This window comes from Aquimarina penaris, from assembly GCF_040786285.1.
Classification (GTDB): domain Bacteria; phylum Bacteroidota; class Bacteroidia; order Flavobacteriales; family Flavobacteriaceae; genus Aquimarina.
Map to the genome: position 1 here is coordinate 742086 of NZ_JBFMKQ010000001.1, position 15149 is coordinate 757234.

Genomic DNA, 15149 nt, shown 5'->3' on the forward strand with positions numbered 1-15149 from the left:
TCTTATTATTAATATTTATTATAATAAAGTAATTTTAATTACTTAATTCTCTTTTTAAATTGGTAAGCTTATTGGCAATACTTGCGTTGTATTGTAAATCACCTACTCTAAGAATAAATCCACCGATGATATTTTCATCGATAATATTCTCTATCGTCGCTTCGTTTCCTGTAAGCTCTTTAATCTTCGTCGACACTTTTGCACTTAACGCCTTATCCAATGGAACAGCCGTGGTCACTTTTGCTACCTGAATGTTGTTTAACTGATCAAACAAAACAATGTATTGTTTAGCAACATTAGGTAATAGCTCTACTCTTTTATTCTCTATCAGGGTATCAAAAAGCTTTTGAGTAATATCCCCTGTATTTTTGAAAATCTCGCGTAATGAAGCGAGTTTTACCTCACTTTTAATCAACGGGCTATTTAATACCATTCTGAGCTCAGCGCTACCCTCTGTGGTAGCGATAATACTTTGCATGTCTTTCTGAACATCTTCAGTGGCTTTTTTGTCTTGAGCTAAACTCAAAACTGCCTTAGCATAACGTATTGCTGCTCTACTCATGTATGATTATTTTAAAGTAACATCTCCTAACATAGACTCTACCAACTCTAGTTGCTTGCCTTTGTTATCTAATTCTTTTCTTACTACTTTTTCTGCAATCTCTACAGAAAGACCAGCCACCTGGCTCTTAAGATCTGCTATGGCAGCTTTCTTTTCGCTAGCGATAGTTGCTTGTGCTTGTGCTACAATCTTATCAGCTTCAGCTTGAGCTTCAGATTTTGCATCAGCGATCATGTTTTCTTTAAGCTGTTTTGCTTCTTTAAGCATTCCATCGCGTTCTGCCCTTGCTTCATTTAAGATTCGCTCATTATCAGCCTGAAGGTTTTGCATTTCTTTCTTAGCTGCTTCTGCAGATTCTAATGCATTTTTGATCCCTTCTTCACGATTATTCACGGCATCAAGGATAGGTTTCCATGCAAACTTTCTTAGTACCAATAACAATCCTACAAAAAGTAATATCTGCCAGAAAAACAGACCGAACGAAAAATCATTTATTAACTTATCCATAACTAATTATGTTATTTTCTTTGTTGTCTAATTTTAAAACTTAGTAATAGCTGCAACCAACCGTTGCAGCTATTACTTGTAAATTAAGCTGCGAATAAGGCAGCAAATCCAATACCTTCAATAAGTGCTGCTGCAATAAGCATAGCAGTTTGGATTTTTCCTGAAGCTTCTGGTTGACGAGCAATAGCTTCCATTGCCTGACCACCGATTCTACCAATACCTAAACCAGCACCGATAACAATCAAACCAGCTCCTACATAATTTAAACCTTCCATAATAAAGTATTAAAAAAATTAAACAATTATCGTTAATGATGTGCCTCTTCGTTTGCCATACCAAAGTATAGTGCAGACAACATCGTAAATATATATGCTTGTAATGCCGCTACCAATAATTCTAATAATGATAGTGCAAATGCTAAACCAAAAGATAATGGGCTACCAATCCAGCTCTTAAATAAGAACATCATCCCAACGATACTCATTAATACCACGTGACCTGCAGTCATGTTGGCATATAAACGAATCATTAGTGAAAATGGCTTAATAAAAACACCCAATAATTCTATCGGTGCTAAAACCACTTTCATAAATGTTGGTACACCAGGCATCCAAAAGATGTGGCCCCAATAGTTTTTGTTAGCTGTCAAATTCGTGATTAAAAAAGTAAGCAGTGCCAAAGCAAATGTTACAGCAATATTTCCGGTAACATTAACTGCCAAAGGAGTCATTCCTAAAAGATTCAAGAACCAGATGAAGAAAAAGATAGTCAACAAAAAGCTCATGTATTTTTTATACTTCTTTTCTCCAATATTTGGTATCGCAATCTCGTCTCTAACAAAAAGCACCAATGGCTCTAAGAAACGACCAACTCCTGTTGGAATACCATTGTTCTTTTTATATGACTTGGCAAGGTTACTAAACATGAAGAACATTAGCAAACCTATTAATAGCATGCTCACTACATTTTTGGTAATCGAAAAATCCAAAGGTTTGGCGTTTGTAGCATGATGATCTTCGTCATATGTAATAGTCCCCTCGGCATCAGTTTTGTAAATCTTGCTGTGGTATAGCTTATAGTAGTTACCATCTACCTGGGCAACTGTTTCGCCGTGGTGAAATTTAGAAGAAGAAAAAACCTTTAACCCACCATCCCAAAGGATAACAGGTAACGGAAACCCATAATGCTTCCCAGTCTCCTCATCAGAAAATAATGTAAAATCGTGTGAATCTTGAAGGTGATGATCAATAAACTCTTTAATCTCTGTTTTTAAGTCTCCTTCCACTTCTTTTCCTGATTCTTTTGCGAATAGATTTGAAGTGGTGAAAACCAAAGTAAAAATCAATAAAATTTTAACTACAGTACGTTTTTGCATTACACGTAAAATTTCGGTTCCTAAATTTGGGTGCAAATGTACATAATTATGTTAGATTCTTAAACTATTTTAGTTAAATAAGTTCGAGATTATTTTTAAATATTTAATTTACTGAAAATCAATTATTTAAGAGAATTCAATATTCTCGAAACGAAGTATACCTCTAAGATTAAACAGATTGAGTAGGCGATAAAGAAATCTGCAAAAACACTTTTACTGATTTCAAATCCGCTAAGTTTACTTATGGCAATAAAAAGTCCGATTTTTACAAGACTTCCTGCCATAAAAATAAAACCAAGCTGATCTTTGTACTTTTTGCTAACCAATATTATCGCTGATGTAAACACCAGAGTAAATATCCCATTGAAGATATATGACAGGTTAATTATATTGATATTCCTGTTAATAGCAAAAGTATTTATTACACCTGTATGGATCAAATAACTACTAACAATGACAATAGAGAAGAGAAATAAAAAACGAAATAAGCTTTTGCCCATTATTTAGAAAAACCTTTTACTTATACAAAACAAATCAAGTATAAATTCACACTAAATTGTACGAATATAATTTAATGATCAGACTTGTTAATGCGATTTAATTGTTTAATGACCAGATATATAGAAGCAGTTACTCCGAAAAGAACAAGGCCCATAGTGAACCATTGTTTTTCCAACTCATAATACTCATCTAGTTTTTTTCCGGCGTAAGCACATAGAAAAATGGTAGCTCCCATCTGAAATGCTATTCCTGTAAGGGCAGCGTATTTTCTAAGGTGATTTTTATTTTTACCTGGGTCTTTGTCCTGTTCCATCTCCAATACCATGGCCAGAATGTGCAGCCCTTACCTCATCAAGGTTAATCCACCAAGATGAAATTTCTCTTCTTCTTGTTTCTCCCGTTCCACCTCCGACACCGTGACCAGAACCACCATTAATAGTCTTTAACTGATTTTTGTTAAGTATTTTCATAATACACTTATTTATGTATATAAATATATCGACTATCTAAGTTAATAAAAAGCCTTACTAAAATAAAAATCAAGTTTTTAAGCCGATTTCCCTTGTCCTTGTGCTGTTGATCCTGATTGTGGTTGTTGTCCTGGCTTTTGCTCACTTGGCTTGCCTAAAGATTTTACTCCACCTTTCATGTTACATGATGCGTTAAAGTTTGCCCCGGGCTCAACTGCTAATTTACCTACGGTAACTTCGCCTTCGATATGTGCTGTTGGCTTTAGCGATAGTGTATTTGATACATTAAGAGTTCCTGAGAACTTTCCTTCGAAATCTGCATCAGAGCACTCTAGCGTGCCTTTAATAAATCCTGAAGACCCTACAACTACCTTACCGCTAGTTTTAAATGTTCCTTCGATAGTACCTTCTATTCTAAAACCTCCCTCAGAAATAATATCACCAACGATTTTGGTTCCTTCGGAGATTTTGTTTTGATTACGAGAGAAGTCGGTCATGCCTTGGTCTCTTCCTTTTTTGTTGTCTGAAAACATAATATATAAGGGGGTTTAAGTTAATTATTTATTGTCCTGATTCTTCTTTTGGTTGTTTATATTCTTTATAGTTCTCCAGATTTTTATGAATCTGAATAATTCTATAGTTAGGAGATGCTATTGTAAAATAAGCTGCTTCTATTTTTTTATAATATTTTTTCTTTCTGTTCCATCGCGTTAGGTCTACTCCTCGGGTATCTTCGGTCTTACCTAATGATAATAACTCACCAAAACCTTCTGCTCCTAACCTGCTTCTCTTAGTATGTACAACTACAAACTGTTGATCTTTAGTATACACATCCAAAGAAACTTTCATTTTCTCATATCGTAATTCTTTAGCTACATTCTCTATATGTTCTTTAAGATCTTGAGCTTGATTATTACCAAATGTAGAAAAAGTATAAATCAGTTTATGGTTTTCTTCTTCATCCATATTTTCTATGAAAGCGCTATTTCTTATCTGCGGAATGGTAACCTGATACATAACTTGTGCTTTCTTACCTTCTGGGCTTTGAGGGTAATTAAGCGAAACGTAATTAAGTGCTTCTTGATAGGCTTCGAATCCTCGATAACGACCTATTGCCTGTGCTTTTAAAAGCTCAAATTTGGGTAGAAAATCGTCTTCACCTCCAAATTTTGTAATTAACTCATCACTTTCTTCAATAACAGACGCATATTTCTGATCCTGAAAGTCCTTATACAATCTATTGTACATTGCCTTAGGGCTATTTTCATCATCTTTTAACGCTTCATCAGGGTTTTGAAGAATTTTAGCATATCTTGATTCGGGATGATTGTTAATGATACTTTGCTTGTATGTACTAGAGTTTGTAACATCTCCTTGAGCTAGGTAAATCTTGTATAAATTATATTTAGACGGAATAATCAAACGCTCTTCGGGATTACTTTGTAGTAAATTCTCAAATTTATCTACCGCTAAACCATACTCTTGAAACTTTTCTTTATAAATCACACCTAGTTGATAATATGCAAAGTTACGGTCGGTTTTTAAGCTATCTATAACCGCCTCATCGGTAGGAAGCTGAGCAATATAAGTTTGTGGATCAAAAGTAGGATCGGTATCAATAGAATATTCTTCTTTTTCTTCTACAACTTCTGACGAAAAAGCTTTTGGGTTAGAAATACTTGAAACTCTCCAGTTATCCTGTAGCTCCCTGTTACCATATGTTCTTTTAAAAGCTGTCTTACCGTAAGCCACTGTGGTTTGGTTATAGAAATAAAATACCGCTCCAGTATTTGGGCCTTTGTCTGTATTAGCACCAGGACTACCTGGTTGTTTAAATCGTTGCTCAATAGGTAGCTGCTCTTTTATTCTGGCAATTTCTGCCGCTTTCTCTACCGCTATGGCCTTGGCTTTTATTTTTTCTGTATATTCAGAATAATACGCTAACCTCTCTTCTGGCGACATTGCAACAACATTAAGTATACTGTCGTTTACATTAGCTATCCCTTCATACAAAATTACATCATCGAGGTTGTCTCGCTTTTTCTTTAAGACTCTATATCGTTTAGAATCAACCACCATTCGCTGAAGCGTACTATCATAATAAGCTCCTGATGTAGCATATTCTTTTCTGTCAAAATTAATATCCCCGAGAGTATAGTAATTAAGAGATTCTAAATACTTATCCTCAGATTTTGTGCGTAACGATTTATTATAAAATTCTACAGCTATATCAATAGAATCTAATGTTTTAAAATAAACCGCCTTTTGATTGTATATTTTATCAAGAAAAGGTCTGTTTTCTCGATTTTTTTCAAGCTTTGACAAAAGTTCAAGAAACTCTTCTTTATTTCCTCTTTCATAATCAAAATTTCGCGCTTTGGCCATATACGCATTCATTAGATATCTTCTGGGAGTTCTTCTATTCAAATCTATGACCTGATCAAAAGCATAATTAGCACTGTCTTTATACCCTAATTGATTTAACAATTGCCCTTTTATGTAGAGATATCTTCCTTTTTCCTCAAATTTCTTGGTATGCACCGCTGCTTTATTAATATACGTAACCGCAGAATCTTTTCTTTTGAGATTTACATAGGCTTGAGCCATCATGGCAACTGCATCGGCATAATCCTGAGGTTTCATATACTCCTGCTCAATCATTCTTGTTAAATCCTCAATAGCTTTTTCATTATTATCCAGCCTAAGATTGGCTTTAGCTCTCCATACTTTAGCATGGTTAATTGTGTTACTGGTAGGATATTTATATAAGATATAATTAAATGCTTCTAGTGCGGGAATAAATCGTTGTTCGAAATATCTTGATTTACCAAGTAATAAAAAAGCTTCATCAATTTTAGGGTTTCGCTCCCTACCATCAATAAGCATCGTGTGTTTTTGTATTGCTTTTACAGCTTTTTCTTCGGCTTTATCAAAATTCTGGTTTAATACTTCGTTAGGCAGTCTTACATCTTCACTTACAATCATTCTCTCGATCGGAAGTAGTTCCCAGAAATTGTCTTTATAGGATTGTATAATATCCTCCTGGCCTTGATCATAAGCTAATCGGCCATTATACAGCGTATTATTTTTTGTAGTCACATCGTGCCAGGCACGATTTACGAATTTGTCTTTTTTACGAGAACAAGAAAATCCTAAAATAGCCAAAAATAATACCAACGTAATTTGTGATATTTTTCTTCCCAAACCTGATAATTTATAAGTGTGATAACTAAAAAAAAAGCTTTTTAGTGTATTTTTTGTACACAAAAATATGATGTACGTCGTAAAAATACATTTCTTTCATTAAAAAACAGGCGGTTAACCCTTTTTTCTCCACAAACATGACTTTCTCAATGTTCTTTTAAGTTCTCTACAATAAATTTATCTTAAAACCTTTTTGCTCTTTCAGCATTTATTATTTTTGCCAAAAATACAGTAATGCCTGATTTTCATAAACTAGCTATAAAGCATATAAACAGAGAAACATCTAAGGCTGTTTCAATAGAGTTTGAAGTACCTTCAGAACTAGAACATACCTACTCTTTTATTCCCGGTCAATATATCACTATTAAGACTGAGATTAATGGAAAAGAACTTCGTAGAGCGTACTCTATCTGTAGTTCTCCTAAAAGTAATACCCTAAAAGTTGCTGTAAAAGAAGTAGAAAACGGAACATTCTCTGTGATTGCCAATAATACCCTTTCTAATGGTGATGTTTTAGAAGTTCATCCTCCAGAAGGAAACTTTCTTCTCAAAACTAATGCTGGAGCTAGTAATACATATGCAGCTTTTGCAGCAGGAAGTGGTATTACTCCCATAATGAGTATGATTAAAGCCACACTAGAAGAAGAACCTAATAGCCGTTTTGTTTTAGTTTATGGAAATAAAACTTCTGATGAAACCATATTTCGCGAAGAGCTTTTAGAGCTTCAGTCAACCTACTCGGATCGTTTGTTTATAGAATTTGTGTACAGCAGAAGTCAGGAAGATAATGCACATTTTGGTAGGATCGAAAAATCTACGGTAAATTATGTGTTGAAGAACAAGTTTAAGGAGACTGCTTTTAGTGATTTTTATCTGTGCGGTCCCGAGGACATGATCAACACAGTAACTGATATTCTGATAGAAAATGGTGTTGCCAAAAATACTATTCATTTTGAGCTGTTTACCAGTAGTACAGAAGAGGTTGAAATTGATGCTAATCTAGAAGGAAAAACACAGATTACTATTCTTGTTGATGACGAGGAGTTTAACTTCTCTATGGATCAAAAGAAGACTATTCTTGATGCTGCTCTTGATGAAGATATAGACGCACCGTATTCTTGTCAGGGCGGAGTATGTAGTTCTTGTATTTGCAAAATCACTGAAGGTACGGCAGTAATGGAAAAAAACAGTATTCTAACCGATGGCGAACTGGCAGAAGGGTTAATCCTGGCGTGCCAAGCACATCCTACATCTACATCGATCAAGATTGATTTTGATGATGTTTAATAATAGGGTAATAAGTTAATAAACACCCTTCGACTTCGCTCAGGATGCCCTACAGTTATAAATTATAGTTTAAGTAGTGCCTGTACTACAGTTTCTGGTTTGATGGTATACATCACTTTCTCATATCCTGATGGAAACTTATTTCCGTAAATCGAAGTTGGGATTTGATCATATTTAGCCAGATTAGGTAAAATAGCATTCTCTATAGGTTGTCTAAACGGCATAAAGCCAGCAAAGGGATGCGTTACTCCCCATAATGTGATGGTTGGCACTCCATACATTGCAGCAAGGTGCGAATTACCACTATCCATAGATAGCATAGCATCAAGATTGCCAATTAATTTTAGTTCATCTACAAAAGGTAATTTACCTGCTACATTAGTTACATTATTATACTTACTGCTGATGTTATTAAGAATATCGGTTTCTCGTTTTCCACCTCCGAAAAGAAAAATCTCGAACTGATCACCTTTATCAAGTTCTTCGATAACCTCAACCATTAATTCTAAGGGATAGGTTTTACTTTCATATTGTGCAAAAGGAGCGATCCCTAACCATTTCTTAGTAGAATTTTGAGTTAGAGAAAGGATATTAGGTGTAAGCGGTAGTTTTTTAGGAAATACATGGGTACTGAGGTCTATTGGATATCCTAAAGCATCAAAAACATCTGCGTATCGTTGGTGTGTAGTTTTAAGTTGTGTAAACACCTTGTTTTGTGATCGTGTAAGCGCTTTCTTTTCTGTTCTTCCTTTGTCTATCTGTACCGCTTTAATTCCTTTTAAAGACAAAAGGCTTTTTAAAACATTCGATCTTAGCACATTATGCAAATCTGCAATAGCATTAACTCCCAATTTATAGAGTTCATTAGCCAATCGGGTAAGTCCTAATATTCCCTTATGTTTTCTATCAACATCTGCATGGTATACCTCTAGATTATCAATCCCAGAAAACATGGGTTCAAAAAATTTTCTTGTAAGTACCGTAAGCTTTACATCTGGATAGGCGGCTCTAAATGTTCTTAATACGGGGACTGTCATAGCAACATCTCCCATTGCCGAAAGACGAACAACCAGAATATTTTTTTCTGGTTGTTTGAGTCCATCGATGTTATTTTTCGCCACGTAGTACTGGATTTAATTCATCGTCATTATACATTTTCATCTGCTTGTAGACTTTCATGTATTTATCTCCTTTTTCGATATCACTTAACAACGTATCAATAGCAGTGGATAAATCTACTCTTTGTTCTAATAACACATCTAGTTTTTTCTGGCATGCAGCTTTATGGGTATCTGTTGCTCCTTCTCGAACAGTTTCCTGATGCATATGGTACACTTTTAGCGCTAAAATCGATAGCCTATCTACTCCCCAAGCGGGGCTTTCTGTATTGATAGTAGCATTAGCTTTTGGTGTTACATTTTTATATTCTTCTAAAAAATAACTATCTATATACTCTACCATATCTGTTCGATCCTGGTTAGAAGCATCTATTTGCCTCTTTAACTTCAATGCCCCTACAGGGTCGATTTGTGGATCGCGAATGATGTCCTCATAATGCCATTGTACAGTATCTATCCAACATTTGCGATATAATAAATGTTCTATCGCTTGTGACGTACTATCATATGGGTTTGAGAATTCTTGATCTACACTATCGATGATGTGGTATTTATCTATAACTTCTTTAAAAATGGTGTTTGCTTTATTGGTAAACATATATGCTATTGTTTTTTCTATTTTTTTTAACTTTTCTATGTTTCATAAGACTTTATAGTTTTACCCTATGAAGAGATAACCTTATTTTCTAAGAGGTACAAAGGTATTATATTTTGCAATAGTATTTAGCATATCCTTGTAAGATCCATATTTGTAAAAAACAGGGTTATTATTTACACGAATCAACCATAAATTAAAATAATAAAATCGTAAACGGAAGTAAAAGAAATATCCAAATATTGATCTCTTTAGCCAATTGGTGATATTCCATTTCGAGATACGTAGTGCCAATAATTGCAAGAGGTGTTGCAATAAAAAACAATTCGGATGTATTCTTTTGAGGTGATATAATAACGATACCAATAGCAAGTATTAAACACACAATGATGAGCCTTAGTATAGGTTTTATGTTTGCCGCCTTTCGGCTAAATTTAAGTAAGAAAATAGATAGAAAAAACAAAATGCAAATCGACAAAATGCCTACCGAAAACAGTTGATCTTCTATAAAATAATCTTGAAATGAAAACGAAACAGGAGCTATATACTCATAAAAACTAAAAAACGAATCATAAAATAACAATGTAAAACAATTTGCAAATAGATACACTATCAATAGACCAATAATCGGAATAATCCAATTTCTATAGTTTTTAGGCTCAAAATAAAATATGGCCGAAAAAACAAGCACTAAAAACCCAATACTCCAAAAATATGCTAACGACGCTATCCCAATATATATAGAAGTATTCAAAATTTTAGCCTTTATATGCTTTTCATTTCTTAAGAGCAACAAATTCCATAATGCTAATATTAAAAAAGCATTAGCTATTAAAATAGGAAAACTAACTAACGAATAAGGTAACATTCCTGTTAGAAAAGCATACATAAGTATGGTATGTGTACCTTTATTAGTAAGATCATTTCTTTGGGCAATGAAATGTAGCATTAACATGGGTAAAATGTATAGCAAAACCGCTCCTATAAACAGCAATACAGAACTAATTTCTACAACAAACCCTTTTTTGTAATACGCCAACCCGATAAGGATAAGCATGTACAATGCCACGATAATGTAATTAATGGGTTTTGATTTACTAAAAAAGCTTGATAACACTACTATTTTTTATATTTTTGCGTCAAACAATATTATGATATTGTTTTGGATAATTATTAAACTAATGTATAAAAAGTTTTTAGACTCATTTTTAAACTTTTTATTGCCAATCATATTTTTTGAATTATGAAAGAATTTTTTGAAGCTATCGAATCACTTTTTGTAGATGTATTGTTTGCTCCGTTAGATGCGCTAAGAGCATTAGAGTTAGAAAGCTGGACTGCTGCTAATATTGTAAATTGGTTATTTATGGCTATTGGTTTTGTTGCTTTTTTCTATTGGATGAAAGAGTTAAAGAAATTTAATGATAACAATGAGGAAGATAGAGACCCTAAAGCACATTCGTTTTTAGAATAGGTCTTTCTATTTCCATATATTAAACAAAAAACTCGCACACTTTATCAGTATGCGAGTTTTTTGTTTTCTTATTTGGGTTAAAGATTATAAATCGAATCCAAGATCTTTTCTATAATACATCTTATCAAAATGTAATTTTTCTATATTTTCATACGAGTTTTTTAACGCCTTCTTGAAATCTTCATCAAACGACGTTATTGCTATTACTCTACCTCCATTTGTAACTACTTTGTCTCCTTCGAGTTTTGTTCCTGCATGAAAAACTATAGCGTCTGAGATCGAATCAATGCCTGTAATTTCTTTTCCCTTTTCATAAGCTTCGGGGTACCCTCCAGAAACTGTCATTACAGTTGTCGCACTCCTTTGATCAATTTCTAAATCAACTTTATCTAGTGATTGATCTCCAACGTGCTGAAACAATGTAACTAAATCTGTTTTTACTCTTGGTAATACCGCTTCAGTCTCGGGATCACCCATACGCACATTATATTCGATTACTTTGGGGTCATCACCTACTTTGATCAGACCAATAAAAATGAAGCCTTTGTAGTCGATATTTTCTTGTATCAATCCTTCTACTGTTGGTTTAACAATCTGCTCTTCGATCTTTCTCATAAATACCTCATCGGCAAAAGGTACTGGTGAGATCGCCCCCATACCTCCTGTATTAAGACCGGTATCTCCTTCTCCTATTCGTTTATAATCTTTGGCAGTTGGCAAGGTCACATAGTTTTTACCATCGGTAAGAACAAAAACACTAAGTTCTATACCGTCAAGAAATTCTTCGATTACTACTTTTTCACTGGCAGCGCCAAATTTTTTATTCGTTAGCATATTTTCAAGCTCACTTTTGGCTTCTTCTATATCCTGAAGTATCAAAACTCCTTTTCCAGCAGCCAGACCATCTGCTTTAAGCACGTATGGCGCATTAAGCGTTTCTAAAAACTGCTTGCCGTCATCTACAGTTGCTGCAGTAAAGCTTTGATATGCCGCGGTAGGAATATTATGTCTAAACAAAAACTCCTTAGCATACTCTTTGCTTCCTTCTAGTTGAGCTCCTTCTTTAGACGGCCCTATAACCACAACATTTTTTAGTTGATCATCTTTGGCAAAGTAATCTGAGATTCCTTGTACGAGCGGATCTTCTGGTCCTACGACAACCATCTTGATGTTTTCTTTTACTACAAGACTTTTAATTGCAGAGAAATCTGTAACAGATATGGGCACATTGGTAGCGATGTTAGCTGTACCTGCATTACCAGGTGCTACGAATAATGTGCTACACAATTCACTTTGTGCAATTTTATAGGCAAATGTATGCTCTCTACCTCCGGATCCCAGTACTAAAATATTCATGATTTAATATAGCTTGAATTTTATGCGCTCAAAAATAGTTCATTCGTCTTTGTATAGCTAATGGTTTATAATAAAAACTTGAGTTCTAACGTAACATTTTCGGAATCGATAGTATAATACTATAAATAGACAAACCCATCATAGAGATGATTTGGGTAGTTATGGGAGGGTTTTATATGGTTTTAACAAAAACTGAGGATTGTTAGCAGTTCTATCTGTCAACGGCCGAGTATATTCTTATCTCTCTGCTTAAAGATTTTCATTAGCAACAGATTCATTACGAATAATTCTACTGCTTAATATACTTCTCTTTTTTAGTAACAACGGAATTATGATAGACAAAAACACAATACCATTAAATCTCACCAGCATAGATTCGAAAAAAAGAGAGATAAATAGGATCAGAAAAACAGAAAATTCGTTTTTACTTCTATTCATTCTAATTGCTAATAAAATAAAGATATTTATTAAGACCCCAAACCCTACAATGCCTGTTTGCAAAAATGTTTGAAGAAATTGGTTATGAGCATTATATTGGTTGTTATAATTATGAAAATAATTCAATTGTTTATATTTTTCCATTAAGACTTCATTGGTATCTCCTATCCCATATCCAAACAGAGGAGCTTCTTGTATTAATTTGATACTAGCATGCCAAGTAAGTAATCTTGATTTTTCTACTGCTGTATTATCAATTTTTGGGCTTGCTTCAAGTTTTGTCACATTTGAATAAAAATCAAAAACACGAGGATTCTTTAAAAACACGATGATCCCTAGAAGAAATACTATTGCCATTGTATATTTCTTACTCTTGTCTGAAATACTAAAAATTAGCAATAAACACATGATAGCTAAAATTAAATATGCAGCTATAGAAGCCAATAAAAAAAGGTATAAAAACAGGATAATTACAACAAGTACTTGTTTTCTGGATTGAAGTTTCTTTTTTAGATAATAGCTTAAAACCAGAAGAATATAAAGCGAAACATAATTGGGGTTTACTAATGTAGAAAACTCTGCTCCTATAAAATAATTCCAACCATGAGAAAAAGCACTTAAAATTAAAGAAATAGTTTCTAAAGAGCTTTCAAAAATAATTGCATCTTTTATAATTTGTATGCAGTTATATAAGGCAATAAAAAAGTTTATGAAAAAAGATATAAGTAATCCAAGAAGCAAAAATTCAAATAATTTTTTTACCGCTGCAGCATCTTCTTTGACATATAAAAAAATTAATGGAAAGAAGAATAATGATAATGATCGTTGTATTAAATTTATTCCGTCTGATATATTATCAGTATAGGTTAAGCTAATCAACATTACCATAAAGTATATCGGGAATAATAGTAATGCTTTGTTGTCTAAAACTTGTTTCTTATTAGATCGAACAATATTAACTATACCAAGGATAATTGAGATGATAAAAAAAGGGGTAGAAAGATTAATTCCCAATGGTAATAGAAAAAAGGCGGCATAAAGACTATTCCAAAAAATAGTTAACACCATGTCGCTTTCCTCTATATAAAGCATTCTGGTAATTCTGGATGTTATTTTGCTTGATATCACAGATTTAGTTTAGACTTATTCATCTTTTTTATATCAATACCTAAAACATTAAGTTCTATTACCTTTTAAAATATTATAATACTTTTTATTGTCAAATATTTTACAGAAGAATCTATCAAAACCGTATAAGTATGCATGAAAAATTCTAATACAACCTTCTTTTTAAGAAAAATCTCTATGTTCACTTTTTTGAAGTTCTTCCTGAGAAAACCCTTTAAAATACTCCAGTGTTTTTTTCATTCCTTCTGTTCTATCAACTCTAGGCTCCCAATCTAAAATTTCTTTTGCTCTAGAAATATCTGGTTGTCTTTGAAGAGGGTCGTTAACAGGTAAATCTTTGTAAATCACCTTTTGTTCGGTTCCGGTAAGTTTTATAATTTCTTCTGCAAAATCTTTGATCGTAATTTCGTCTGGGTTGCCAATATTTACGGGATATATATAATCACTAAAAAGTAATTTACAAATCCCTTCGACTTGGTCATCTACAAAACAAAAAGAGCGAGTTTGCAACCCATCTCCAAAAATAGTAAGATCTTCGCCACGCAATGCCTGTCCAATAAAAGCTGGCACAACTCTTCCATCGTTTAATCTCATTCTTGGACCATAGGTATTAAAAATGCGTACTATTCTTGTTTCGACCCCATGATAGGTGTGATATGCCATAGTGATTGATTCTTGAAATCGTTTTGCTTCGTCATATACTCCTCGCGGTCCTATGGTATTTACATTGCCATAATAGTCTTCTGTCTGTGGATGTACTAAAGGGTCACCATATACTTCACTTGTAGAGGCAATTAAGATTCTTGCTTTTTTTTCTTTTGCCAGACCCAATAAATTATGAGTTCCAAGTGATCCTACTTTTAAGGTTTGAATGGGAATCTTAAGATAATCAATTGGACTAGCCGGTGATGCGAAATGAAGAATATAATCTAATTTCCCCGGAACATGAACAAATTTGGTTACATCGTGATTGTAGAATTCAAAATGTTTATGTTTGAATAAATGTTCAATGTTTTTAAGATCTCCAGTAATAAGATTATCCATTCCTATTACCTCAAATCCATCTTTAATAAATCGATCACAAAGATGTGATCCCAAAAACCCTGCTGCTCCTGTAATTAGAACTTTCTGCAT

The 15149-nt window shown here is 33.6% G+C and carries 17 protein-coding genes; 2 read left to right on the forward strand and 15 right to left on the reverse strand.

Translation table 11 applies throughout. The annotated features are described in order from the left end of the window. Positions 1-34: 34 nt before the first annotated feature. From atpH to porW, 9 genes are all read right to left on the reverse strand, one after another. A complete protein-coding gene (gene atpH, locus ABW637_RS03005) occupies positions 35-562 on the reverse strand; it encodes an ATP synthase F1 subunit delta (RefSeq protein ID WP_367583150.1) in 528 nt (175 codons plus the stop codon). Between the two features lie 6 nt (positions 563-568). After that, positions 569-1069, reverse strand: coding sequence for a F0F1 ATP synthase subunit B (locus ABW637_RS03010; RefSeq protein WP_367583151.1), 501 nt, complete (start codon positions 1067-1069; stop codon positions 569-571). An 83-nt stretch (positions 1070-1152) separates the two neighbouring features. Continuing rightward, positions 1153-1344, reverse strand: a complete 192-nt coding sequence (atpE, locus tag ABW637_RS03015) for an ATP synthase F0 subunit C (protein WP_027394417.1) — start codon at positions 1342-1344, stop codon at positions 1153-1155. Positions 1345-1376: 32 nt separating this feature from the next. Then, the gene (atpB, locus tag ABW637_RS03020) at positions 1377-2444 is read right to left on the reverse strand and encodes a F0F1 ATP synthase subunit A (RefSeq protein WP_367583152.1); all 1068 of its coding nucleotides are present in this window, start codon (positions 2442-2444) and stop codon (positions 1377-1379) included. Positions 2445-2566: 122 nt separating this feature from the next. Beyond that, positions 2567-2944, reverse strand: a complete 378-nt coding sequence (locus tag ABW637_RS03025) for a hypothetical protein (protein WP_367583153.1) — start codon at positions 2942-2944, stop codon at positions 2567-2569. A gap of 71 nt (positions 2945-3015) precedes the next feature. Continuing rightward, positions 3016-3258 (reverse strand): AtpZ/AtpI family protein, encoded by a 243-nt coding sequence (locus ABW637_RS03030; protein WP_367583154.1) that lies wholly within the window; start codon positions 3256-3258, stop codon positions 3016-3018. Next, a complete protein-coding gene (locus ABW637_RS03035) occupies positions 3233-3415 on the reverse strand; it encodes a bacteriocin (RefSeq protein ID WP_367583155.1) in 183 nt (60 codons plus the stop codon). Before ABW637_RS03035 ends, ABW637_RS03030 begins: the two co-directional genes overlap by 26 nt. 77 nt (positions 3416-3492) lie before the next feature. Beyond that, positions 3493-3948, reverse strand: coding sequence for a bactofilin family protein (locus ABW637_RS03040; protein WP_367583156.1), 456 nt, complete (start codon positions 3946-3948; stop codon positions 3493-3495). A gap of 28 nt (positions 3949-3976) precedes the next feature. Further along, positions 3977-6619 (reverse strand): type IX secretion system periplasmic lipoprotein PorW/SprE, encoded by a 2643-nt coding sequence (gene porW, locus ABW637_RS03045; RefSeq protein ID WP_367583157.1) that lies wholly within the window; start codon positions 6617-6619, stop codon positions 3977-3979. A 234-nt stretch (positions 6620-6853) separates the two neighbouring features. Here porW and ABW637_RS03050 point away from each other — a divergent pair, with 234 nt between their 5' ends. Then, entirely contained in the window at positions 6854-7906 is a 1053-nt protein-coding gene (locus ABW637_RS03050; protein WP_367583158.1) for a 2Fe-2S iron-sulfur cluster-binding protein, read from the forward strand. Between the two features lie 62 nt (positions 7907-7968). Here the strand turns inward: ABW637_RS03050 and ABW637_RS03055 are convergent, their stop codons facing one another. The 3 genes from ABW637_RS03055 to ABW637_RS03065 all read right to left on the reverse strand — a co-directional run bounded on the left by ABW637_RS03055 (position 7969) and on the right by ABW637_RS03065 (position 10688). Next, positions 7969-9027 (reverse strand): glycosyltransferase family 9 protein, encoded by a 1059-nt coding sequence (locus tag ABW637_RS03055; protein WP_367583159.1) that lies wholly within the window; start codon positions 9025-9027, stop codon positions 7969-7971. Then, positions 9014-9622, reverse strand: coding sequence for a DUF4254 domain-containing protein (locus ABW637_RS03060; RefSeq protein WP_367583160.1), 609 nt, complete (start codon positions 9620-9622; stop codon positions 9014-9016). The genes ABW637_RS03055 and ABW637_RS03060 overlap by 14 nt, the downstream gene beginning before the upstream one ends. Before the next feature lie 193 nt (positions 9623-9815). Next, positions 9816-10688, reverse strand: a complete 873-nt coding sequence (locus ABW637_RS03065; protein ID WP_445012711.1) for a hypothetical protein — start codon at positions 10686-10688, stop codon at positions 9816-9818. Between the two features lie 174 nt (positions 10689-10862). Here ABW637_RS03065 and ABW637_RS03070 point away from each other — a divergent pair, with 174 nt between their 5' ends. Beyond that, positions 10863-11093: a DUF6341 family protein gene (locus ABW637_RS03070; protein ID WP_367583162.1), complete on the forward strand. Its 231-nt coding sequence runs from the start codon at positions 10863-10865 to the stop codon at positions 11091-11093. Positions 11094-11177: 84 nt separating this feature from the next. On the opposite strand, the gene purD is transcribed toward ABW637_RS03070, so the two are convergent. From purD to ABW637_RS03085, 3 genes are all read right to left on the reverse strand, one after another. Beyond that, complete coding sequence (gene purD, locus ABW637_RS03075) at positions 11178-12449, reverse strand: phosphoribosylamine--glycine ligase (RefSeq protein WP_367583163.1); 1272 nt, start codon at positions 12447-12449, stop codon at positions 11178-11180. 249 nt (positions 12450-12698) lie between these two features. Beyond that, positions 12699-14015 carry an O-antigen ligase family protein gene (locus tag ABW637_RS03080; RefSeq protein ID WP_367583164.1) on the reverse strand — a complete coding sequence of 439 codons (1317 nt, stop codon included), beginning with the start codon at positions 14013-14015 and terminating at the stop codon, positions 12699-12701. 162 nt (positions 14016-14177) lie between these two features. Further along, positions 14178-15149: a UDP-glucuronic acid decarboxylase family protein gene (locus ABW637_RS03085; RefSeq protein WP_367583165.1), complete on the reverse strand. Its 972-nt coding sequence runs from the start codon at positions 15147-15149 to the stop codon at positions 14178-14180.

What these genes read in the sequence shown, in the direction of transcription:
- atpH (WP_367583150.1), bottom strand. Translation starts at nt 562, where the DNA reads ATGAGTAGAGCAGCAATACGTTATGCTAAGGCAGTTTTGAGTTTAGCT.
- ABW637_RS03010 (WP_367583151.1), bottom strand. Translation starts at nt 1,069, where the DNA reads ATGGATAAGTTAATAAATGATTTTTCGTTCGGTCTGTTTTTCTGGCAG.
- atpE (WP_027394417.1), bottom strand. Translation starts at nt 1,344, where the DNA reads ATGGAAGGTTTAAATTATGTAGGAGCTGGTTTGATTGTTATCGGTGCT.
- atpB (WP_367583152.1), bottom strand. Translation starts at nt 2,444, where the DNA reads ATGCAAAAACGTACTGTAGTTAAAATTTTATTGATTTTTACTTTGGTT.
- ABW637_RS03025 (WP_367583153.1), bottom strand. Translation starts at nt 2,944, where the DNA reads ATGGGCAAAAGCTTATTTCGTTTTTTATTTCTCTTCTCTATTGTCATT.
- ABW637_RS03030 (WP_367583154.1), bottom strand. Translation starts at nt 3,258, where the DNA reads ATGGAACAGGACAAAGACCCAGGTAAAAATAAAAATCACCTTAGAAAA.
- ABW637_RS03035 (WP_367583155.1), bottom strand. Translation starts at nt 3,415, where the DNA reads ATGAAAATACTTAACAAAAATCAGTTAAAGACTATTAATGGTGGTTCT.
- ABW637_RS03040 (WP_367583156.1), bottom strand. Translation starts at nt 3,948, where the DNA reads ATGTTTTCAGACAACAAAAAAGGAAGAGACCAAGGCATGACCGACTTC.
- ABW637_RS03050 (WP_367583158.1), top strand. Translation starts at nt 6,854, where the DNA reads ATGCCTGATTTTCATAAACTAGCTATAAAGCATATAAACAGAGAAACA.
- ABW637_RS03060 (WP_367583160.1), bottom strand. Translation starts at nt 9,622, where the DNA reads ATGTTTACCAATAAAGCAAACACCATTTTTAAAGAAGTTATAGATAAA.
- ABW637_RS03070 (WP_367583162.1), top strand. Translation starts at nt 10,863, where the DNA reads ATGAAAGAATTTTTTGAAGCTATCGAATCACTTTTTGTAGATGTATTG.
- purD (WP_367583163.1), bottom strand. Translation starts at nt 12,449, where the DNA reads ATGAATATTTTAGTACTGGGATCCGGAGGTAGAGAGCATACATTTGCC.
- ABW637_RS03085 (WP_367583165.1), bottom strand. Translation starts at nt 15,149, where the DNA reads ATGCAGAAAGTTCTAATTACAGGAGCAGCAGGGTTTTTGGGATCACAT.